The sequence below is a fragment of the Ensifer sp. MJa1 genome (assembly GCF_037026475.1).
Classification (GTDB): domain Bacteria; phylum Pseudomonadota; class Alphaproteobacteria; order Rhizobiales; family Rhizobiaceae; genus Ensifer.
The window spans coordinates 135505-156572 of record NZ_JAKUMO010000018.1 but is presented as its reverse complement, the minus strand read 5'-3'; the positions used below and the strand labels follow the sequence as shown (position 1 = coordinate 156572).

20 protein-coding genes and 1 tRNA gene are annotated in these 21068 nt (G+C 61.2%); 10 read left to right on the top strand and 11 right to left on the bottom strand.

Features of this window, described 5'->3' with window-relative positions; translation table 11 throughout:
* Nucleotides 1–134: 134 nt before the first annotated feature.
* The 7 genes from phoB to phoR all read right to left on the bottom strand — a co-directional run bounded on the left by phoB (nucleotide 135) and on the right by phoR (nucleotide 8007).
* On the bottom strand, nucleotides 135–818 hold the full coding sequence (gene phoB / locus MKZ91_RS22640) for a phosphate regulon transcriptional regulator PhoB (RefSeq protein WP_065794638.1): 684 nt from the start codon (nucleotides 816–818) through the stop codon (nucleotides 135–137).
* A 201-nt stretch (nucleotides 819–1019) separates the two neighbouring features.
* The gene (gene phoU, locus MKZ91_RS22635; protein WP_275024478.1) at nucleotides 1020–1733 is read right to left on the bottom strand and encodes a phosphate signaling complex protein PhoU; all 714 of its coding nucleotides are present in this window, start codon (nucleotides 1731–1733) and stop codon (nucleotides 1020–1022) included.
* Nucleotides 1734–1783: 50 nt separating this feature from the next.
* Nucleotides 1784–2599, bottom strand: a complete 816-nt coding sequence (pstB, locus tag MKZ91_RS22630; protein ID WP_336173282.1) for a phosphate ABC transporter ATP-binding protein PstB — start codon at nucleotides 2597–2599, stop codon at nucleotides 1784–1786.
* A 13-nt stretch (nucleotides 2600–2612) separates the two neighbouring features.
* A complete protein-coding gene (pstA, locus tag MKZ91_RS22625) occupies nucleotides 2613–3935 on the bottom strand; it encodes a phosphate ABC transporter permease PstA (RefSeq protein WP_336173281.1) in 1323 nt (440 codons plus the stop codon).
* On the bottom strand, nucleotides 3932–5416 hold the full coding sequence (gene pstC, locus MKZ91_RS22620; RefSeq protein ID WP_336173280.1) for a phosphate ABC transporter permease subunit PstC: 1485 nt from the start codon (nucleotides 5414–5416) through the stop codon (nucleotides 3932–3934). The genes pstA and pstC overlap by 4 nt, the downstream gene beginning before the upstream one ends.
* A 96-nt stretch (nucleotides 5417–5512) precedes the next feature.
* Nucleotides 5513–6547 (bottom strand): substrate-binding domain-containing protein, encoded by a 1035-nt coding sequence (locus MKZ91_RS22615; protein WP_336173279.1) that lies wholly within the window; start codon nucleotides 6545–6547, stop codon nucleotides 5513–5515.
* A 194-nt stretch (nucleotides 6548–6741) separates the two neighbouring features.
* Nucleotides 6742–8007 carry a phosphate regulon sensor histidine kinase PhoR gene (gene phoR, locus MKZ91_RS22610; protein ID WP_336173278.1) on the bottom strand — a complete coding sequence of 422 codons (1266 nt, stop codon included), beginning with the start codon at nucleotides 8005–8007 and terminating at the stop codon, nucleotides 6742–6744.
* A gap of 235 nt (nucleotides 8008–8242) precedes the next feature.
* On the opposite strand from phoR, the gene ppk2 reads away from it, so the two are divergent.
* On the top strand, nucleotides 8243–9139 hold the full coding sequence (gene ppk2 / locus MKZ91_RS22605; RefSeq protein WP_336173277.1) for a polyphosphate kinase 2: 897 nt from the start codon (nucleotides 8243–8245) through the stop codon (nucleotides 9137–9139).
* A 93-nt stretch (nucleotides 9140–9232) separates the two neighbouring features.
* On the opposite strand, the gene MKZ91_RS22600 is transcribed toward ppk2, so the two are convergent.
* On the bottom strand, nucleotides 9233–10426 hold the full coding sequence (locus tag MKZ91_RS22600; protein WP_336173276.1) for a biotin transporter BioY: 1194 nt from the start codon (nucleotides 10424–10426) through the stop codon (nucleotides 9233–9235).
* A gap of 344 nt (nucleotides 10427–10770) precedes the next feature.
* On the opposite strand from MKZ91_RS22600, the gene MKZ91_RS22595 reads away from it, so the two are divergent.
* From MKZ91_RS22595 to MKZ91_RS22575, 5 genes are all read left to right on the top strand, one after another.
* On the top strand, nucleotides 10771–11781 hold the full coding sequence (locus tag MKZ91_RS22595) for an NAD(P)H-dependent flavin oxidoreductase (RefSeq protein ID WP_336173275.1): 1011 nt from the start codon (nucleotides 10771–10773) through the stop codon (nucleotides 11779–11781).
* A 76-nt stretch (nucleotides 11782–11857) separates the two neighbouring features.
* Nucleotides 11858–11933: transfer RNA gene (locus MKZ91_RS22590), tRNA-Thr, on the top strand.
* A 765-nt stretch (nucleotides 11934–12698) separates the two neighbouring features.
* The gene (locus MKZ91_RS22585; protein ID WP_336173274.1) at nucleotides 12699–12890 is read left to right on the top strand and encodes a hypothetical protein; all 192 of its coding nucleotides are present in this window, start codon (nucleotides 12699–12701) and stop codon (nucleotides 12888–12890) included.
* Nucleotides 12891–13288: 398 nt separating this feature from the next.
* Nucleotides 13289–13537, top strand: a complete 249-nt coding sequence (locus MKZ91_RS22580; RefSeq protein WP_336173273.1) for a hypothetical protein — start codon at nucleotides 13289–13291, stop codon at nucleotides 13535–13537.
* A gap of 552 nt (nucleotides 13538–14089) precedes the next feature.
* Nucleotides 14090–14413 (top strand): hypothetical protein, encoded by a 324-nt coding sequence (locus MKZ91_RS22575; protein ID WP_336173272.1) that lies wholly within the window; start codon nucleotides 14090–14092, stop codon nucleotides 14411–14413.
* Between the two features lie 156 nt (nucleotides 14414–14569).
* Here MKZ91_RS22575 and MKZ91_RS22570 read toward each other — a convergent pair whose 3' ends face one another.
* The gene (locus tag MKZ91_RS22570) at nucleotides 14570–15241 is read right to left on the bottom strand and encodes a hypothetical protein (protein WP_336173271.1); all 672 of its coding nucleotides are present in this window, start codon (nucleotides 15239–15241) and stop codon (nucleotides 14570–14572) included.
* A gap of 216 nt (nucleotides 15242–15457) precedes the next feature.
* Here MKZ91_RS22570 and MKZ91_RS22565 point away from each other — a divergent pair, with 216 nt between their 5' ends.
* Together MKZ91_RS22565 and MKZ91_RS22560 are read left to right on the top strand one after the other, a co-directional pair.
* Nucleotides 15458–16414, top strand: coding sequence for an enoyl-CoA hydratase/isomerase family protein (locus tag MKZ91_RS22565; protein ID WP_336173270.1), 957 nt, complete (start codon nucleotides 15458–15460; stop codon nucleotides 16412–16414).
* Nucleotides 16415–16471: 57 nt separating this feature from the next.
* Entirely contained in the window at nucleotides 16472–17146 is a 675-nt protein-coding gene (locus MKZ91_RS22560; RefSeq protein WP_336173269.1) for a type 1 glutamine amidotransferase domain-containing protein, read from the top strand.
* Nucleotides 17147–17260: 114 nt separating this feature from the next.
* On the opposite strand, the gene MKZ91_RS22555 is transcribed toward MKZ91_RS22560, so the two are convergent.
* Together MKZ91_RS22555 and MKZ91_RS22550 are read right to left on the bottom strand one after the other, a co-directional pair.
* Entirely contained in the window at nucleotides 17261–17614 is a 354-nt protein-coding gene (locus MKZ91_RS22555; RefSeq protein ID WP_336173268.1) for an EF-hand domain-containing protein, read from the bottom strand.
* Nucleotides 17615–17631: 17 nt separating this feature from the next.
* Entirely contained in the window at nucleotides 17632–17883 is a 252-nt protein-coding gene (locus MKZ91_RS22550; protein ID WP_336173267.1) for a glycine zipper 2TM domain-containing protein, read from the bottom strand.
* Nucleotides 17884–18418: 535 nt separating this feature from the next.
* Here MKZ91_RS22550 and ampC point away from each other — a divergent pair.
* Complete coding sequence (gene ampC, locus MKZ91_RS22545; protein WP_336173266.1) at nucleotides 18419–19591, top strand: class C beta-lactamase; 1173 nt, start codon at nucleotides 18419–18421, stop codon at nucleotides 19589–19591.
* Between the two features lie 257 nt (nucleotides 19592–19848).
* Nucleotides 19849–21054: an alpha/beta hydrolase gene (locus MKZ91_RS22540; protein WP_336173265.1), complete on the top strand. Its 1206-nt coding sequence runs from the start codon at nucleotides 19849–19851 to the stop codon at nucleotides 21052–21054.
* Nucleotides 21055–21068 lie beyond the last annotated feature (14 nt).

The following is a 21068-nucleotide window of genomic DNA, read 5'->3' as shown; positions in this document are numbered from 1 at the left end:
ACAGCCCGAACAAAAATGCCTGCCACAAAAACAAAAACCCGCCGAAAATATCGACGGGTTTGTCAGCGGTCTGAAGGGGCCGATCGGCCCCTTTTTTATGCTCTCTACCCGGCCTCGCTGGCCGCTCGGTCTCGTCAGCTTTCAAGCGAATAGCCGGCACCGCGAACGGTGCGGATAACATCGGGCATGCTCGAGAAATTCAAGGCCTTGCGCAGGCGGCCGACATGCACGTCGACGGTACGTTCGTCGACATAGATGTCATGACCCCAGACGCCATCGAGAAGCTGCGAGCGCGAGAAGACGCGGCCCGGAGAGGACATCAGGAACTCGAGCAGGCGGAACTCGGTCGGGCCCAGGCGAACCTCGCGGCTGCGGCGGTGCACACGGTGGGTCTCGCGGTCGAGCTCAATGTCGCCGCAACGCAACAGCGTGGAAAGCACTTCCGGCTTCGCCCGACGAAGCATCGCCTTGACGCGGGCCATCAGTTCCGGCGTCGAGAATGGCTTGACCACGTAGTCGTCGGCGCCGGTCGCAAGACCACGAACGCGCTCGCTTTCCTCGCCGCGCGCCGTCAGCATGATGATCGGCAGGCGTTCGGTTTCCGGACGCTGGCGCAGGCGTCGGCAAAGCTCAATGCCGGAGACGCCGGGCAGCATCCAGTCGAGGATGAGCAGGTCGGGCAACCGTTCCTGCAGGCGGATTTCGGCCTCGTCGCCCCTGAGGATCGTATCGACGTCGAAGCCCTCGGCTTCGAGATTGTAACGCAGCAGGACGCTCAGCGCCTCTTCGTCTTCGACTACGGCGATTTTTGGCAGCATAAGGTAACGTCTCCTTACCGCGAGCGCCGCGCGATCCTTTCGATCGCCAAAGCGCCCTGACACTCTAAATCTGGAACCACGGCCGCCGTTTTCAAAGGCAGCGGGAAACCGCATGCTTCAGATGCAGGAAATCGGGGCCGCGACCGAAGCCGCGACCAGATGATACTCAATAGGCATGCATGCGAACGGCGCGCTTGACGCTCAGTCGGTGACCGAGCCTAGCGTCGACGTGTTGTCATCCTTCGGACGTTCGCCTTCCGGCTGTGCGCCTGTCGCCATGTAGTAGATCGTCTCGGCGATGTTGGTCGCATGGTCGCCGATGCGCTCGATGTTCTTGGCGCAGAACAGAAGATGCGTGCAGGGCGTGATGTTGCGCGGATCTTCCATCATGTAGGTCAAAAGCTCGCGGAACAGCGAGGTGTAGATCGCGTCGATCTCCTCGTCACGCTCACGGATGCTGTTGGCCTTTTCCGGCGAACGCGACGCGTAGACGTCGAGCACTTCCTTGAGCTGAACCAGCGCCAATTCGGCAAGGTGCTCGAGGCCGCGTGCAAGCTTGCGCGGGATGCCGGAACCGGCAACCGCGATCACGCGCTTGGCGGTGTTCTTGCCAAGGTCGCCGACGCGCTCCAGATCGGAGGCGATGCGGATCGAGCCCATGATCTCGCGAAGGTCGGCTGCGACCGGCTGGCGCTTGGCGATCGTGACGATCGCCTTCTCGCCGATCTGGCGCTCGGCATCGTCGAGAATGGTATCGTCCGAGATGACCTTCTGCGCCAGCGCCAGGTCGGAATTGACGAGCGCACGAACGGATTCGGCGACCATCTGCTCGGCGAGACCGCCCATTTCCGAGATGCGGCGCGTCAGGTATTTCAGTTCTTCGTCGTAGGCGGACATAATATGCATAGACATGATCGTCGATCCTTACGGGCGCGTTCAGGGTGTTGTTGCTGCCGAATCCGGCCTCAACCGAAGCGGCCCATGATGTAATCCTGGGTGCGCTGGTCATCCGGATTGGTGAACATCTTGTCGGTGTCGTTCTCCTCGACGAGGTTGCCGAGGTGGAACATGGCGGTGCGCTGCGACACGCGGGCTGCCTGCTGCATCGAATGGGTCACGATCACGATCGTGAAGTTCGTGCGCAGCTCGTGGATGAGCTCCTCGACCTTGGCGGTCGCGATCGGATCGAGCGCCGAGCAGGGTTCGTCCATGAGGATGACTTCGGGGCTGACGGCAACGGCGCGCGCGATGCACAGGCGCTGCTGCTGGCCGCCCGAAAGACCCGTGCCCGGCTCATGCAGCCGGTCCTTCACTTCGTTCCACAGACCGGCCTTCTGCAGGCTGGTCTCGACGATCTCGTCGAACTCAGCCTTGGTGCGCGCGAGCCCGTGAATGCGCGGACCGTAGGAGACGTTGTCGTAGATCGACTTCGGGAACGGGTTCGGCTTCTGGAACACCATTCCGACGCGAGCGCGAAGCTCCACGACGTCGATCGTCGGATCGTAGATGTCGTCCTCATCGAGCGTGATCTTGCCGGTGACGCGGCAGTTCTCGATGGTGTCGTTCATCCGGTTCAGCGTGCGCAGGAAGGTCGACTTGCCACAGCCGGACGGACCGATCAGCGCCGTGACCGTGTTTTCGCGGATGTTGAGGTTCACGTCGAAAAGCGCGCGCTTCTCGCCGTAGTAGACCGACACATCCTTGCCGATCATCTTGTAGGGCACCGTGTTCATTTTCAGGTCAAGAGCCTTTTCGACTGAAGCTTCCGACAGCATGTTCATAGTCCTTACCCCACTACCAGCGACGCTCAAAGCGACGACGCAAGAGAATTGCCCCAAGGTTCATGAAGACGAGGAAGATCAGGAGAATGATGATCGCCCCGGATGTGCGTTCGACGAAGGCACGTTCGGCTTCATTGGCCCACATGTAGATCTGTACCGGCAGCGCGGTCGACGGCTCCATCGGCGAGCCCGGAAAGTCGACGACGAAGGCGACCATGCCGATCAGAAGCAGCGGCGCGGTCTCGCCCAGAGCGTGGGCAAGGCCGATGATCGTGCCGGTCAGAATCCCTGGCATCGCCAGCGGCAGCACGTGATGGAAGATGGTCTGCATCTTCGACGCGCCGAGGCCGAGGGCTGCCGAACGGATCGACGGCGGAACCGCCTTCAATGCCGCGCGGGTGGCGATGATGATCGTCGGCAACGTCATCAGCGTCAGCACAAAACCACCGACGACGGCCGCCGAACGTGGCATGCCGGCAAAGTTGATGAAGACTGCCAGACCCAAGAGACCGTAGACGATCGACGGAACGGCCGCGAGGTTGTTGATGTTGACCTCGATCAGGTCGGTCAGCCGGTTCTTCGGCGCGAACTCTTCGAGATAGATCGAAGCAGCGACACCGATCGGCAGCGACAGCACCAGCACGATCAGCATCATGAACAGCGAGCCGAGAGCGGCGACACCGACACCAGCTGCCTCAGGACGGCTGGAAGCGCCGAAGGTGAAGATACCGGTATTGAAGCTCTTCTTCAGTACGCCGGCTTCGGCAAGCTGGTTCATCCAGGTGACCTGCTGGTCCTTGACCTTGCGCTTGCTCTCTTCGACCTTGAGGTCGATCTGCCCCTTGTAGGCGGAGTCGATGTTGGCTTCGGCGAGCAACGTGACCGGAACGGTCGTGCCGATGATCGACGGATCCTTGACGACCATGTCGCGCAACAGCGTGCGGGAGCTCGCAGACATCATGTCGGTTGCCTGCTTGACCAGCGGCCGCTTGCTCGGATCGATGCCCAGCTGCTTGACGAGCGCTTCACGCACCAGCACCGGGTAATTCGCGGTCATCAGCACCTTGGCGTCGGTCGTGCGTTCGCCGTTCGGGTCGATGACCTTTTCGGTGAACTCGATCGGCAGGGTGATCGTCGTCTGCTGGAAGGCGGTGTAGCCGTTGGAAATGACGGTCCACAGCAAGAGCGCCAGGAAGAAGAGACCGGTGCTGATTGCCGCGATCCCGTAGGCGCGGAACCGGCGCTCGGCGGCGTAGCGGCGCTTGATGCCGATATCACGCTTGGTGGATTCGGGACGGGCGGAGATCCGGACGGTCGGTGAAGCGATGTCGGTCATTCGTACTGTTCCCGGTATTTGCGCACGATGTAGAGCGCGTAAATGTTGAGGCCGAGCGTGATGACAAAGAGCGTGATGCCCAGGGCGAAGGCGACCAGCGTCTGCGGCGAGGTAAACTCAAGGTCGCCCGTCAACTGGTTGACGATCTTCACGGTCACCGTTGTCATCGGTTCGAAAGGATTGATCTGCATGCGGGCGGCAACACCGGCGGCCAGCACCACGATCATGGTTTCGCCGACGGCGCGCGAGGCGGTCAGAAGAAGAGCGCCGACGATGCCGGGCAGTGCGGCCGGAAGGATGACCTTCTTGACCGTCTCCGAGCGGGTGGCACCGAGGCCGAGCGAACCGTCACGCAGCGCCCGCGGCACCTGGGTGATGATGTCGTCCGACAGCGACGACACGAACGGGATCAGCATGATGCCCATCACGATGCCGGCAGTGACGACGCTCTGCGCCTGGATGAAATTCTGGTAGTTGCCGGTGACGAGACCGTTCAACTGAGCGGAGATATCGCGCAGGAACGGACCGACCGTGACCAGTGCAAAGAAACCGTAGACGATGGTCGGGATGCCGGCGAGAACTTCGAGCAGTGGCTTTGCAGTCGAACGCAGTCTCGGGCTCGCATACTCCGCCATGTAGATGGCGGCGAACAGGCCGATCGGCACGGCAAAGAGCATGGCAACGAAGGCGATGTAGAGCGTGCCGGCGAGAAGCGGGATCAGGCCAAACTGACCCGAGGCGCCACCGCTACCGGCGGCAGCAAAGCGCGGATCCCAGACCGTGCCGAAGAAGAACTCGAACGGCGAGACCATCGTGAAGAAGCGGCCGGCTTCCGACAGCATCGAGGCAACGATGCCGACGGTCGTCAGAATGGCGATGGAGGACGCGACGATCAGCGAGCCGAGGATGACCCGCTCGACCTGGTTGCGCGCACGAAAGCGCGTCGCGACATTGCGAATGGCATAAATGCAGCCGGCGATCGCGATCAAAAGAACGGCCGCGCTCATGAGCCAGCGGTTGGTGCTCGTCATCGCGTTGTAGTGCTTTGCGGCGGCAACCATGTACGGCTCGCCTTCGCCGGCGAGGGCGACGCCCTTGGCCGCGAGCGTCGAGCGAAGATTGGCAGCACCGCTTTCGAGCGCTGCGACTTCCTCGCCGCTCAAGCGCAGCAGGCCGCCTGCAACGGACTTGACCTGACCAAGCGCCAGTTCGACGGCAGCAGCGCCCTGGCTCTGAACGCTATCCGGCAGAGCCGCGCGCGTGTTCCCATCGATGTAGATAGGAGCGGCAATCAGCCAGGTGCCGAGAACCAGCGCCGCCGGCAACATCGCCCAGATAGCGACGTAGCTGCCATGATAGCCCGGCAGGGAATGGAGGTTGGAGAGCTTGCCGCCAGCCAGCCCAAGCGAGCGCGAACGGCCGGAAAAATAGGCAATGAAACCGATAGCAACAATTAACAAAAGAAGGAGCGAAGTACTCATTGGCACGTCTCCCCGGCATCGCCCGTCATGGGCCACCGGCCAATCGAATGAAGGCATGCCCCAGCGCGAGCAGTGTCGCGCCGGGGCTTGTCATTATCAGAGCATGTTGCCGGCTTCGAAAGCCTTGCGGACTTCTTCGCGCTCAGCGTCCGGAGCAGCAACCAGGCCGTACTCGGCGAGCGGGCTGTCCGGGCCGACCATCTGGTCGTTGATGAAGAACTCAACATATTCCTTGAGGCCCGGGATAACGCCGAGATGTGCCTTCTTGACGTAGAAGAACAGCGGGCGGGAAACCGGATACTCGCCGGAAGCGATCGTTTCGGTCGACGGAACGATGCCGTTGACGGTCGCGACCTTCAGCTTGTCAGCGTTGTTTTCGTAGAAGGAAAGGCCGAACACGCCGATGCCGTTCTTGTTGGCAGCGATGCGGGCGAGCGTTTCGGTGTAGTCACCGTCGATGTCGACAGCCATGCCATCCTTACGAACGGCAACGCACTTGCTGTGCTGCTGCTTTTCATCGGCAACGGCAGCCTTGATCACGTCAACGGCGCCAGCTTCCTTGCAGCCTGCGGTCAGGATCTTCTCTTCGAAGACTTCGCGGGTGCCGTGCTTTTCGCCCGGGATGAAGGCGGCGATTTCCACGTCCGGAAGAGCGGAGTTGACTTCCGACCACTTCTTGTAGGGGTTGGCAACGATCTTGCCGTCGACGACGACTTCAGCAGCGAGCGCCTTGTAGAGGTCAGCCGGCTTCAGAGCGAGGTCGGCGTTGCCGCTGTCGGTTGCGAATACAATGCCGTCGTAACCGATCTTGATTTCCTGGATTTCGGTGACGCCAGCGGCCTTGCAGGCCTCAACTTCGCTGTCCTTGATCTTGCGCGAGGAGTTGGCGATGTCGATGGTGTCCGGGCCGACGCCCTTGCAGAATTCCTTCAGGCCGGCCGAGGAGCCGCCCGATTCAACGACCGGGGTCTTGAAGTCCGGGAAGGTCTCGCCGAACGTCTCGGCGACGATCTTGGCGTAGGGAAGAACGGTCGAGGAGCCGGCGACCTGAACCTGGTCGCGCGCGGCGGCTACGCCAGCAAATGCGGCGGATGCTACCAGCGCCGCGACAGTGAGTTTAAGAGCTTTCATAGAAGTTCTCCCGGAATGGGCTTGTGTTGGTGTGCGCCAAGCGTTGCAGCGCTCTTCGCCGTCTTTCGGCTGCCCCTAGTTAGCCGCCGATGGCCACACCTTTTATGTCAGTTTGACGAAACATTTATGACAGTTCATGTCATTGAAAAACCTAACGAAAAATGAACTGTCCCGGTTTTTCCCGCGCCAATATGTCAGAAGCGGACCGTAAAAGTCGTACCTTTTCCGACCTCGGAATGAATGAGCAGCCGGGCACGGTGTCGGGTGAGGATGTGCTTGACGATGGCAAGGCCCAGGCCGGTCCCCTTTTTCGAGCGGCTGGCCTCGACATTGACCCGGTAAAACCGCTCGGTAATGCGCGGCACGTGCTCTGCCGGAATGCCCGGTCCATAATCCTTGACGATCACTTCGGCCTGCGAGCCTTCGACGCCACGCAAGGTCACGTCGACCTTCTTGCCTTCCTGCCCGTATTTGCACGCATTCTCGATCAGGTTCTCGAACACCTCGATCAGTTCGTCACGATCACCCTGGACGATGACCGGCTTGTCCGGCACCACCAGCGAGACCGCAACGTCGAGATCCTTGGCCAGCGGCAGCAGGCTGTCGCGCACATGCCCGAGCAGCGGCACCAGATCGATCGGGTCATCGGGCGCAATATGCGAGCGCAATTCCAGCCGCGACAAGGACAGGAGATCGTCGACCAGACGGCTCATGCGCGTCGCCTGCTCGTGCATGATGCCGAAGAATCTCTCCTGCGCCTTCAGGTCGTTGCGCGCCGGCCCCTGCAGCGTCTCGATGAAGCCGCGCAGCGACGCCAGCGGCGTGCGCAACTCGTGGCTGGCATTGGCGACGAAGTCCGAGCGCATGCGGTCGATACGGCGGGCTTGGGAGATATCGCGATAGGTGATCAGGAAGATGCGGCGCGCCGGTCCCTCGCCGCCGATCTCCGCCGGCGCCACGCGCACGACATAGACGGCGTCGGACGGCAAACGCTCCGTATGCTCGATCTGGTTCGCCTTGCCGGTCGCCATGGTCTCCCGAACCATGTCGAGAATCCCGGGTGAACGGATGCGTGCAGCCAGGTAGGTGTTCGGCGGAATGGTGCCGAAGGCTTTCTCCGCGGCGACGTTCTGAAAGACCACCGTCTCGTCGGCGCCCACCACAATGACCGGCATGTCGAGCGCGTTCAGGGCCGGCACGAGCGGGTCGCTTGCCGGCCCCGCCACGACCACGGTCTTGGCCGGGCTCAATATGACCGACGCCGGGGCGGTGCGATTGAGAAGGGCTGCAACCAGAACGATCCAGAAGGGCAGGACGATCAGGAAGTGGATACCGGCGAAGGTGGCAAGGATCGCCAACAGCAGGGTAAGGCCCAGCAGCCAGCGTTCTGCTTTCAGCCGCGGCACCAGGTCCCGCCAGAACGCCTTCGAACCGTCCACCTCGACATCCTCATGAATCACTTTCAACTTCCTCCCGAACCTAAATGGTCGAGAAATAGCGATCCTTCATGACATGATTTTCACGACCGGCTTGAATCCGCAATGCAATTATGGCCTCCTCCAAGGAAATCGAGCCTCGAGCACCGTGCCTTTCAAAACAGTGCGCGCAGGTTCCACAAGTTTGAAAACGCGCATGATCCTGCCGATGATCGAAGCTGGTTTTCGGCCCCGTGCGCCAAGCCGGAGGGGCGAGCATATGGCGTTAGCGCAGACCACGGAAAAGGCTGAAAGCCGCGCGGTGGAACTTTCGATCGACGGCAAGACTCGGATCTTCGACATCGACAACCCCGAGCTGCCGGAGTGGATTGACGACGAAGCCTTCGCCTCCGACGACTATCCCTACAAGAAGAAGCTCGACGAGGAGGAGTATCTCGAGACGCTGGAGGCGCTCCAGGTCGAGCTCGTCAAGGTCCAGCTCTGGCAGCAGAAGACCGGCAAACGCATGATGGCGCTCTTCGAGGGCCGCGATGCCGCCGGCAAGGGCGGCGCGATCCAGGCGACCTTGAGCAACCTGAACCCCCGCTGGGCGCGGATCGTCGCGCTAACGAAGCCGACGGAGACCGAACGCGGGCAATGGTACTTCCAGCGTTATGTTGCGACCATGCCGACGGCGGGAGAGTTCGTGCTGTTCGACCGCTCGTGGTACAACCGCGCCGGCGTGGAGCCAGTCATGGGCTTCTGCACGCCCGAGCAGTACAAGCAATTCCTGAAGCAGGCGCCGCGCTTTGAAAAGATGATCGTGCATGAGGATATCCAGTTCTTCAAATTCTGGATCAATGTCGGCCGCGAAATGCAGCTCAAGCGCTTCCACGACCGTCGCCACGATCCGCTGAAGATCTGGAAGCTTTCGCCGATGGATATTGCCGCCCTCAACAAATGGGACGACTACACGGCCAAACGCAACGAGATGCTGAAGGCGACCCATACCGATCACGCGCCCTGGACCGTGGTTCGCGGTAACGACAAGCGCCGGGCACGGCTCAACCTCATCCGCCATATCCTGACGGCGCTCGACTATGACGGCAAGGACAAGGGCGCGATCGGCGAGGTCGACGACAAGATCGTCGGGTCCGGGCCCGGTTTCCTGAAATAAGCGCCGGCCCTTCGCGGCCGGGCTGGCCGCCGAGGCAAAAGGCGGCCGGTTGGCCGCTTCACGCTCCTTTCCATAGGTCCCTGCCTGGCCGCCTTATTGACCCGGCAGCACGCGGATGGCGTAGAGATTGAGGCTCTTGCCCTCGCCGCTGATGTCGCTGTTGATCACGATCTGGCCGGCGGAGCTTGGCGCCAGGCTGCGGTCGAAGGTGACCTTGAACAGCATGTCCAGCCGTTCGTCGTGCACCGTGAACCGGTGGCGGCCGCATTCGCCGAGCGAGGAGAAATTGCACTCGACGGCAAACTCAGTGGTCTTGCCCGGCTCAGCCTGCACCGTCAGCGCCAGGGTCGACGTCTTTCCGGAAAGCTCGGCCAGGATCGCGGCCGGAATCTGGATGGTGATGTCACCCTCGGTCTCGGCAACCGCCGACGTCAATTGGATGCGCCGGCCACCGTCGTCATCCAGGGGATCGGCCTTGGCGCGCGATCCGGGCGTCACAGCGTCAGCCTTGGCAGGCGTGAAGACCTCCACCCAATCACCGGTAAAGCCCTGTTGGGCGCCGAGCGTCTGCAAGCCTGCGGCACCGTCGAAATCTTCCGATGCCACGGACGCCGGCGGGTTGGCGACGTTGGTGTCGCGCTCGGCCGCCGACTTCAGGAGATCGTTGGTCTCAACCCACCAGTAGGCAGCACCAGCAGCGGCGGCCAGCGTGACCACGACCATGGTGAAGGACAGGAAGCGGCTGCGTTTGCGCCGGCGCTTGCGGTCGGTATCGCCGCGCACCTCAGGCACACCGGCGGCGATCTGCGACTTTTTCTCGACCGCTTCGGCGGCGCGCGTCGAGACGACCGGGCCATCACGATCGGCGCGAAGACCGCCCAGACCGCCGTCGCCAGCCGCAGAGCGTGGCGCATCGGCTGCAAAGCCCGGTTCCCGGCGATCAGGCGTCGCAGGCTGTGGCTGGGTCTGAGCTTGAGGCTGCGGCCGCGGCGGTTCGGCACGCGCCTGCTCCGGCCCGCGCGAACGTGCGGTATCGTCGAGGCTGACAACCGGTGGCGCCGATTGCCGCGCTTTCAGGGCTGCCCGTTCTTCCGTTTCGATTGCATGAATGACCGCTTCCAGGCGGTGGCGCTGCTGCGCGATGACGTTGGCGTCTTCTATCCCCTGCTTCTGCAGTCCGGTCTCGAGCGCCTGGCGAGCCGATTGATAGATGCGCGCGCGTGTCTCTGCATTGGCGCGGTCCGAGCGCTCCAGCGCATTTCTGATCGCAGTCTCAAGTCCGCTCACATCAAGTCCTTCTGTGTAGGCAGGGCTTTTGGCCTGCCGGCGGGCTGCAGCCGAACGGCACTTGGCGACCTGTCCGCAAGGGCCTAACGGTTAACACTGGAGGCACGCCGTTGGTTTTGTTAACAATTGCGTAACCGCTCATGCCAGAATCCGCAAGTCCGGCGACCGGTTCGGGCGGCCAAGGCCGGGGAAAACACCGCAGCTGCTCGCGGCGCGGATCCGTTCATAGGTCGATGGAGCCGCCAATCGCGCCCCTTTGCAAGTGGCAAACTTGCTGCTATCTATTTTGACGTTTACGCAAACGTCAAAATTTCGATGCGACTTATCGAGGGATGGAGAAACCGATGCCGCTTCCGCCTATTCTTTCCGGAACGACGAGACTGCCCGTTGTCGGCGCGCCGCTCTTCATCATCTCGCATCCGCAACTGACCATCGCCCAGTGCAAGGCCGGCGTCATCGGCTCCTTTCCGGCGTTGAACGCCCGGCCACACTCGCAGCTCGATGAATGGCTTGCTGAAATCACTGAAACGCTGGCCGACCACGACGCCAAGAACCCTGGCCGACGGGCCGCGCCCTTTGCCGTCAACCAGATCGTGCACAAGTCGAATGCGCGGCTCGAACAGGACCTGATGCTGTGCATCAAGTACAAGGTTCCGATCGTCATCTCCTCGCTTGGCGCCGTGCCGGAGGTCAATGCGGCCATCCATTCCTATGGCGGCATCGTGCTGCATGATGTCATCAACAACCGCCACGCCAATTCGGCGATCCGCAAGGGCGCGGACGGTCTGATCGCCGTTGCCGCCGGCGCCGGCGGCCATGCCGGTACGCTTTCTCCCTTTGCCCTTGTCCAGGAGATCCGTTCCTGGTTCGACGGACCCTTGCTTCTCTCCGGCGCGATTGCCACCGGCGGCGCCATTTTGGCGGCTCAGGCGATGGGCGCCGACATGGCCTATATCGGCTCGCCCTTCATCGCCACCGAAGAGGCCCGCGCCAGCGACGCCTACAAGCAGATGATCGTCGACAGCAACGCCGCCGACATCGTCTACTCCAACTATTTCACCGGCATTCACGGCAACTATCTGAAGCCCTCGATCACCGCCGCCGGCATGGACCCGGAGAGCCTGCCAGAAGCCGACCCCTCGAAAATGGATTTCGCCAAGGCGACCGAAGGTGCCAAAGCCTGGAAGGACATCTGGGGCTGCGGCCAGGGCATCGGCGCCGTCAAGGAAGTAACATCCGTCGCCCGCCTCGTCGACCGGCTCGAGCGCGAATACGACGCGGCACGCACCCGCCTTGGCCTGCATTCCACTGCTGCCATCGCCACCAACAAGGAATTTTCAACTTCTCGAAACTGATGGCTTGAAATCTTGGCGCTTTGCGTTTATCAGCGCCTCACATTCGTTCCGCGGACTTCCGCGGAACCGCCTCCGGGCCGCTTTAGCTCAGTCGGTAGAGCACATCATTCGTAATGATGGGGTCACGTGTTCGAGTCACGTAAGCGGCACCATTTCCTTCTGAAAAGCGAAGCGAAATCGACGCAGTAGCCCAGAGAGATGGGTTCAATCCCCCTCTACACCCCCTTTCCGATCGCGGTAGGAAGGCTGATTGAGCACTTTCACGACCCGTGAAAGGTCAGTTGGCACGAATCGGAAAGGCATTCATTCTCGATCCCGAAAGATGCAACAGGGGCGTGGATGTCCGAACTTGGTGCCTATCAACGCAAGGCGCTCGCCATCCTTGACCGCCAGCCATGGGAAAACAGGGCGCAGCTCTATGTTGGCGAGAAGACGATATCGAGCCTGCTTCAGCTGGGGTACATCGAGCCATTGCCTCCCGTTCTAACAGGAACCGAGCGCTTCAAGATTACCGTTACCGGACGCGAAGCTGTTAGGGCGCTGCGAGCCGTCAAGGAACAGCCGAAACGAAGGCTCGGGCCCGAGCCAAGGCTAGCGACAATGCCTCCGCGGATAAAATCACGGGACAGAGACCAACCGGATAGGAGGCGTACTCAATTCAGAGTAGGTGAAATCAAGAAACGGTTGCGGTACACTGATTGGAAGAAGGGCGTCCGCGGGAGGGAGAGTTGCCGTTCAAGCCAACGTGGGTGTGTTGCCTCGGTCTGCTGTCCGGCGCAATCGTAGGCTACCTCACAGGTTTCGGCGCAGGTATGGGGATGCCAGAACTCGGAACCGAGTTGGTCGGACTGATTGGCGCAATTGCCGGAGGCGTCGGTAGCGTGGTCGCCCTGGGATGCTTCGAATAGGAGTAGGCAATGTCTCTCGCATTCGCCCGTATCCAAATTCTATTGGGATGGTTCCTTATGATTGCTGGCGGCCTTGTCAGCTGGACGACGAACTCTATTGTCGGAACAGGAATCTGGGCCATTGGTATGGCACTACTTATTCTGGTCTCCTTGCTGTACCTCATTTCCAAGACCGGCGGTGGGCGCCTAGGCGGGGCGTAAATCCCACCGATCAATGCAAACGGTCGTGTGCGCCGCTTCGACAAGACACAATCGAATTTGGCTTTGCAGCGGCGCAGGACGTGCCGGAACAGCGACGGGAACACGATCAGCGTCGGGAAGCTGAAGCGCTAGTCAGTCTCGGGGAAACCACCCCAGACCTAGGTCTTACTCGCTCCGGCAAAGGTCCTATCTGCGTTGCCGAATCCGATCGGCACTGCCATTCCTAGTTGAGCGTCAACCGCACTTGGCGCTATGACCCCAGAGCGCACCCGGAGGCAACGTAGCGCTCTGGGGTCGAATGCAACCAAGCCGTCCCACCGTCAAATCTGAGGGGGACACTTTTGTCACCTGCCGAACAACCGCATCCTGTCCTCGCCTTCCCCTATGGAGGATCTGAGATGACAAACACCCAACGACGCATGATGAAGACGAGCGAGATTTCTGCCTTCGTATCCGAGGTAATCGGGGCCGGCTGCCAAATCAGCGCTGTTGGGCACGACATGTACGTAATCGGCGATGTCGAGGAGCAGGATGCCGCCATTGAAGAAATCAACCGCATTGGAGAAAAGTACGGAAGGCGGGGTCCGTTGAGACTGGAGATCGTCGCCTACCTTCGGTCGATCGGCCGGTACGTGGACGTCACTTGACCGGAAAGGCTGCACGAGCGGAAACGTCTCGGCCTGCCGGGCGCGGACATCGTGTAAAAAGTGTCTCCAGCGATGCTGCAATTAGGAATTGTGCGCAGCCGAGAGGGGGAAGTTCATGTCCTACGACTGGGAAGGTGCCCGCCGGGCAACGCTACCGCAACGCCCGCGTTTGGATTTTGATGGCTGTGTCTGCCTGGTCCATAGCCCTCGCGCTGTCCGCGTGACGAGATCACTGCGTGATCACTGGATGTGAAACCCGCCTTTCATCGTGAACGCGACGACGCCGGCAACAAAAGAAGCTGAAACGCTGATCGTCACAAGCTCAGACCTAGGTCCGAGGCGACCTCGCATTGGTCCTAACTGGGTTGCAGAATCCGGATGGCCTCGCCATTCCTCGGCGTGCGTCAACGGCATTGTCCCGCCACCGTTCGCGCCAATGATCCCAGAGCGCTCGCCCCAGTCCCAAGCGACAGCGCTCTGGGGTCCATTTCGCCAGTTCATCGGAGGTTCAGGCTTGAGGAACCAGGCTGAGAACCAGAGAGGATGCGTCAAATGAAAAAGCTATTTTCCACCCTCGGAGCCGCAGTCCTGGCGGCATCTTTCGCGCTACCGCTAACCGCCGCGCCGATTTTCGCGCCGAAAGCCGAACAAGTGCAGGCCGGCGGTGTCGAGCAGGTAAAACACCGGAAACATCGTCATTGGCATGCGGATCGCCACTGGAAACGGCGGTACGCACATCGTCCCTGCGGTTATTATGGCAGGTGCTACCCTCGTTACTCCCGATACGACGGATATCGTGATAGCTACCGATACGGATATCGTGACTATTACCGCTATGAACGGCGGCAGGGCGTGACAGTCTACTTTGGTAACTAGCAGCCAACGCCCTGTTTGAGCGGCTCCGCGGCGAAGTGCTTTACACCTCCTGGGGTTCGGACCTCTGACAAGTCGCCACCATCTCGCTAGCGGGGTGGCTGGGCAACCTTAAAGGCCGTCCATCCCCTGGCTACGTAAGCCACAGCACGAACCGCGCTATCCTGCGCAGACCTTCCAGCCATGACTGCGGTCCGAAAGAACCCCTGGCGCCTCTACGCCGTCCAGCCAGATCTCCAAGCCCCGGGCGCTTGGCAACTGGCGCCGTTGCGGAAACCAGGGACGGTTCGGATCGACGGCGATCAGCATCCCCTCGTCGCCGCCGATGGCAGCGAAACTGGCGGAGGCCGGCCCGAGCGTTGTCAGACCGAACGTCCGCGCGGCCGCAGCTACGGTCCCCTCGACATCATCGGTTGGAAGCCCGACCTCGCTGAGACAGTACAAATCGGAACCGCTGAATGGCCACGTGACGGCAGGATCGCTCAGCCGGCGGCGACCGATCAATTCTAGCACTGAGCCGTCGGGACCTTCGAAGTAGACGGATCTGGACTGCCAGTATCCCTCAAGAGCGAAGCTCTCGTCGCCGTCCGGTTCCGCCTGGAGCGGTGCGCGCTCCTTCAACCATGTTACTGCCGCATCAAACCGCCCATAGGGCACATTGAAGGCCAGATGCACGCCATGCGGCGACGGTTCGACGGCAGAGATCAGCTCGATTTCGCTCCATCCGACCTGGATGGAGTTGCCGGCACCCGGCAGTTCCAGCAGGCCCCGAAAGTAGGCTGCGCTCTTTGAAACATCAGATGCAGGCAGTGCAAGTTTGATGATGCGCATGAAATCCGATCCTGTCGCTAGGCTCTTTGCTTCTCGGATCCGTTGTTACGACCTCAAGATAAGCTGAGGTCAAGGGATATCGAATTCAACCGATTTTCGGCACAGTGACTACCGAACAGCATGCATTCACCCGAATGCCGGAATGCGTGAAGATGACTCCATTGAAACCGAGCGCCCGGCCATCCAATCCGGCACTCACACTGTGGAGACAGGACGATGAGAGGCATCAGAAAACTGGCCGTTCTTCTGGCGGCATCGGCGGCAATCATTTCGACCATCCAATCACCCGCCCAGTCCGCGGACCCGTCCGGCACCAGGACTGTGCAGAGCCAACCTGCCGAGACCGCGCAGTCGGAAAAGATCCGGCTGATACGCAACAGCGCAGCCTATTGGACTGTCACCTTCAACAACCCGCCGCTCAACATCGTCGGTCCGGCTGAGGTTCGCCGGCTCGTGCAGATCCTCGACCAGGTCGAAGCCGACCCGAACGTCAAGGTCGTCGTCTTCGACAGCGCGGTGCCGGGCTACTTCATGGCGCACTACGATCTTCTGAAGCCGCTCGAGGATTCGACCGGCATGGCTGCCGGCCCGACGGGCATGCATCCGGTGCCCGATTTCATGACCCGCCTCAGCCGCCTGAAGGCCGTGACGATCGTTTCCATTCGCGGGCGGGCAAGCGGCATCGGCAGTGAACTGGCGCTTGCGGCCGACATGCGTTTCGCCAGCCGCGAGAAAGCGGTACTATCCCAGTTCGAAGTCGGCGCCGGCTTCGTGCCCGGAGGCGGACCGATGGCCTACCTGCCGCGCCTCGTCGGTCGCGGCCGGGCGATCGAGATCCTGATCGGCGCCGATGATTTCAATGGAGAACTGGCCGAACGCTACGGCTACGTGAACCGAGCGCTACCGGACGCGGAACTGGACGCCTTTGTCGATGGCCTGGCGAAACGCATCGCCTCTTTCGACCAGCATGCCATTGTCGAGACCAAGAAGCTGATCGACCGGGCCAGCCTGCCACCGGAGGAAGAGATGCAGCCCGGCTGGGACGCATTCATCACGTCGGTCCAGCGTCCCGCCGCCCAATCCCGGGTCAAGGCGTTGGTCGAGCAGGGACTGCAGCAACCCGGCGACGTCGAAAGGAACCTCGGCCAGTACACCGCGAAGTACCGCCAATAGCCGGTGCCATTCCGACCGGCGGCTCAATGGGAGCCGCCGCATCAAAGGGAGCGAAAGATGAAGATACTGATGGTTCTGACGTCGCACGACCAGCTTGGCAACACCGGTAAACCGACCGGGTTCTGGCTCGAGGAGTTCGCAGCACCCTATTACGTTTTCCGGGATGCGGGCGTCGATATTACGCTGGCCTCGCCCAAGGGCGGACAGCCGCCGATCGACCCGAAGAGCGACGATCTCGGCAACCAGACCGAAGCGATGGCCCGCTTCAAGGACGATCCCGCTGCACAGCGGATGCTCGCCAATAGCCATCGGCTTGCCGACGTCAAGGCTGACGATTTCGACGCAGTGTTTTATCCCGGTGGTCACGGACCGATGTGGGACCTCGTCAACGATGTGAACTCGATCGCGCTGATCGAAAGCTTCTACAATGCCGGCAAACCGGTCGCTGCGGTCTGCCATGGGCCGGGCGTGCTGAAGAAGGTGACAGATCAGGGTGAGCCTATCGTCAAGGGAAAACGCGTGACCGGCTTTACCAACTCGGAAGAGGCAGCCGTGCAGTTGACGGATGTCGTCCCCTTCCTCGTCGAAGACGAATTGAAACGTCTCGGCGGTCACTTCGAGAAGGGGGCCGATTGGGCGGATTTCACCGTCGTCGATGGACGCCTTGTCACCGGGCAGAATCCGTCATCCTCGACCTCCGGCGCCAAGGAACTGCTGAAGCTGCTTCGGTAGCCGCAACAAGCGCAACCGCGCGGCCGGCAAGACCTGCCGGCCGCGTATCTGCGGATCCCGTTCACCTGGGCGCCCACGGTCGATCGACCGCACACCAGCCCTACACCAGCCGCGCTACTTCAAGTTTCCGTCGCCACTGCGATCGGCAGTCTTGAAGTCCGCCATCACCCGGTCGAGGAATTCTGCCTGGGTGATCTTGCCATCGCTGTTCGCGTCGGTGGCGGCAAATTGCTGAGCGTTCAGCGCCTGCTTCGTCTCTTCGGGACTCAGACTACCGTCCTTGTTCTTGTCAAGATTGGCGAACGCGGTCGTCATGAACGCCTGGTACTCGGACCGGTCGATCGCCCCATCCTTGTTGCGATCGAGCGCATTCATCTGCCCCTGGTTCATCGTCGCAGCCTGCTGCTGGGCGAGCACCGGAGCGATCTGGCCGACCACAAGTAGGCCCAGGAGAACGAGTTTTCTCATCCCTCACCCTTCCGCGATCAGTAATAAACGCACGTCAGCGCATTGCCTGCGGCCGCACCGAGCGTCGCGCCGCCGCCAACGGCCCATAGCTGACCGGTACCCGAACCAATCGTCGAGCCGATCAAGCCGCCAACGATCGCGCCGCCGACGGTTCCGGCGATGCAGCCGAATTCGTTGCCGGTCACGCCGCTCCTGGACACGGAAGCGGATTGGCACCCTGACAAGGCAAGGGCACCAGCAAGAATGATAGTTATCGTCTGCTTGCTCATATTATCCTCCAGTATGGCCGTCTATTGGAATAAAGATCGGCGGAGGCGCCATTGAGTGGCGTCAGCTGTAAATAAGCTTCGGAGTATGATCCCCCGATACGGGAGAGATTCTTCTGTTCGACGAGAAGCTGTTTGCAGATTAAACAGTCGGTCCGGAGATCAGAACGCCCAAACCGCTGGCGAATACTACGCCTACCTGGCGACTATGACAATGTACCCCGTGATACTCGGGCCTTGCTCGCGGTCACGTTCGGTGCACGCCGGACAACTCGGTTTACTGGTGCAAGACCCTGTCGCCTTAGATTTTTTTGGGGCTCCCTCGAAATATCATCGTTTGTGACGGAGCCACCGACGGTCTAGGTCTGCCCTGCCCCTTGCCGGGCGTTTCTCTCACCGGCCTGATGCGTTGCCCGCACAAGAAAAGCCGACGCGCAATTTCGGGCGATTACCCCAGGCAACCCACAGCCGATCGCTACCGATATCTCGCTCAGAAGCCAAACCACGGGCATCGCGCTATCGAGAAAGAGTACACGGAATGAACAGAACGACGACAATCAAATTAGGGCTTGCTACTGCAATCTACGCATCTCTCGCGGCCACCGCCCTTGCCGAGGGCAGCGAGCAGGCCCGGATCGTCGCGGCCATCGACAAGGCAATCCGTCCGGTCATGCGCGAGCACAAGGTGCCGGGCATGGCAATCGCGGTCACCGTTGACGGCCAGCACTATTTCGCCGACTATGGCATCGCCTCCAAGGAGACGAATGATCCCGTCACCGAGAACACGCTGTTCGAGCTCGGCTCGATCAGCAAGACATTTGCCGGAACGCTCGCTTCCTATGCGCAGGCGCGCGGCAAGCTGTCCTTCGACGAGCATCCCGGCCAATACATGCCTGCGCTCAGCGGCACCGCCATCGACAAGGCGACCTTGCTTCACCTCGCATCCTATACGGCCGGCGGCCTGCCGCTGCAGTTTCCCGACGCGGTCAAGAACGACGCCGACATGCTGGCCTACTACAGCAAGTGGAAACCGGACGCAGCACCCGGAAAGACGCGCCGCTACTCCAATCCGAGCATCGGCCTCTTCGGCCACATAGCGGGTCTCGCCTTGGGTGGCAGCTTCTCGCAAGCACTGGAGACCGAGCTGTTTCCAAAACTCGGCCTTCAGCACAGCTACGTCGTCGTTCCCAAGAGTGCCATGGGCAACTACGCCTGGGGCTATGGCAAGGCCGACAAGCCGATCCGCGTCAGTCCCGGCATGTTCGACGCGGAGGCCTACGGGGTCAAATCCTCGACTGCAGACATGATCCGCTTCGTCGATGCCAACATCTCTCCGGAGAGGTACGATGAAACCGTGCGCCGCGCCATCGAGGGAACCCATATCGGCTACTTCGACAGCGGCAAGATGATCCAGGGCCTTGGCTGGGAGCAATATTCCTATCCGGTGTCGCTCGAGCGGTTGCTCGACGGCAACTCCCGCACCATGGCTCTCGATGCCCACCCCGTGACGGCACTGAACCCGCCCAAGCGCCCCGACGACGCAACGCTCTACAACAAGACCGGCTCCACCAACGGGTTCGGCGGCTACGTCGCCTTCGTGCCGGAGAAGAGGATAGGCGTCGTCATGCTGGCAAACCGGAACTTCCCCAATCCGGAGCGTATCAAGGCTGTTCACGCGATCCTCGGCGCGCTGGCTGCCACCGCAGACTAGATCTTTCTTATCCTGCAAGACCGAATGTCGCGCTGAGATACACGCCCAATGCGACATTCCTTTCCCTCCAAACAACCTTATCGCGAACTCTCAATCTGTATCCGCTTGCATATTAGCCTCGAGTGTTGTCATCTTCCCTTCGCAGAAGCGCTGTGAGATGCGACTGAGGTTAGGTGTTCCGGGGACTGTCAATGCTTGAGTGGGGTTTGCGTACTGCCGCGAGCGGCGGACTGACACGTGGAAAAACAACAGTTTGCATGATTGGACTTCTGGCCGTGCTTGCCGGTTGCGGCGGACATGCCAAGGGCGTGATGGCACCGGTTGCCGTAACCTCTCCGACCCCCGGCACTTCGACAGTGGACATGCTCGTCGCCACCACACGCGAGCCTTCCGGCGATCCAGCGACACTGTTTTCCGGCGAACGCGACGCCGGCACTTTCCTCACCGACGTTGCCGTCTCGATCCCGCCGGACACAGCTCGCAAGTCAGGCACCGTGCAATGGCCGCGCAAGCTGCCGCCGGATCCGACCAAGGAATTCGCCGTTACGCGCGTACGCCAGCTCCAGACACTGGATGAGGCCAAGTCCTGGTTCGTGCAGCACGATGTCGGCGGCAATGCCTTCGTCTTCGTGCACGGGTTCAACAACCGCTACGAGGATTCCGTCTACCGGCTTGCGCAGATCGTCCACGACTCGGACGTCCAGGCAACGCCGGTTCTCTTCACCTGGCCTTCGCGCGCCAATGTCTTCGACTACAACTACGACAAGGAAAGCACGAACTATTCGCGCACCGCTCTCGAAGACATTCTGAAGAAACTTTCCGACGCGCCGAAGGTCAAAAGCATAACCATCCTCGCTCACTCGATGGGCACTTGGCTGACAATGGAGTCGCTTCGACAGATGGGCATTCGCGACGGCAACGTGCCGTCGAAGATCGAAAACGTCATCCTTGCCTCACCGGATATCGACCTCGACGTCTTTGCCAAGCAGTTCGTCGAGATGGGCCAGAAACGGCCGAAATTTACGATCTTCGTTTCGCAGGACGATCGTGCGCTGGCGCTCTCCAGCTTCATTTCCGGCGACGTCTCCCGCCTCGGCGCGATCGACCCGTCTGCTGAGCCCTACCGTACCCAACTGGAAAAGGCCGGCATCACTGCGATCGACCTGACCAAGGTCAAGACCGAGGACGGCCTGCATCACGGCAAGTTCGCCGAGAGCCCGCAGATCGTGCAGCTCATCGGCACGCGGCTTGCCACCGGCCAGACGCTGACCGACTCCGATATCTCGGTCGGGACGGGGATCGCTGCCGTCGTTGCCGGCACGGCGAGAAACGTCGGCAATGTGGCGGCGGTCACCGTCGCCGCGCCCGTATCGATCCTCGAAAATCCGCAGCCGAAGAAGAAAAAGGTCGTCGTCGGAGAAACGCTGGCCACCGACACGCCGACAGCGGTCAAGATCCAGTGACGAGCGGCAGCGGT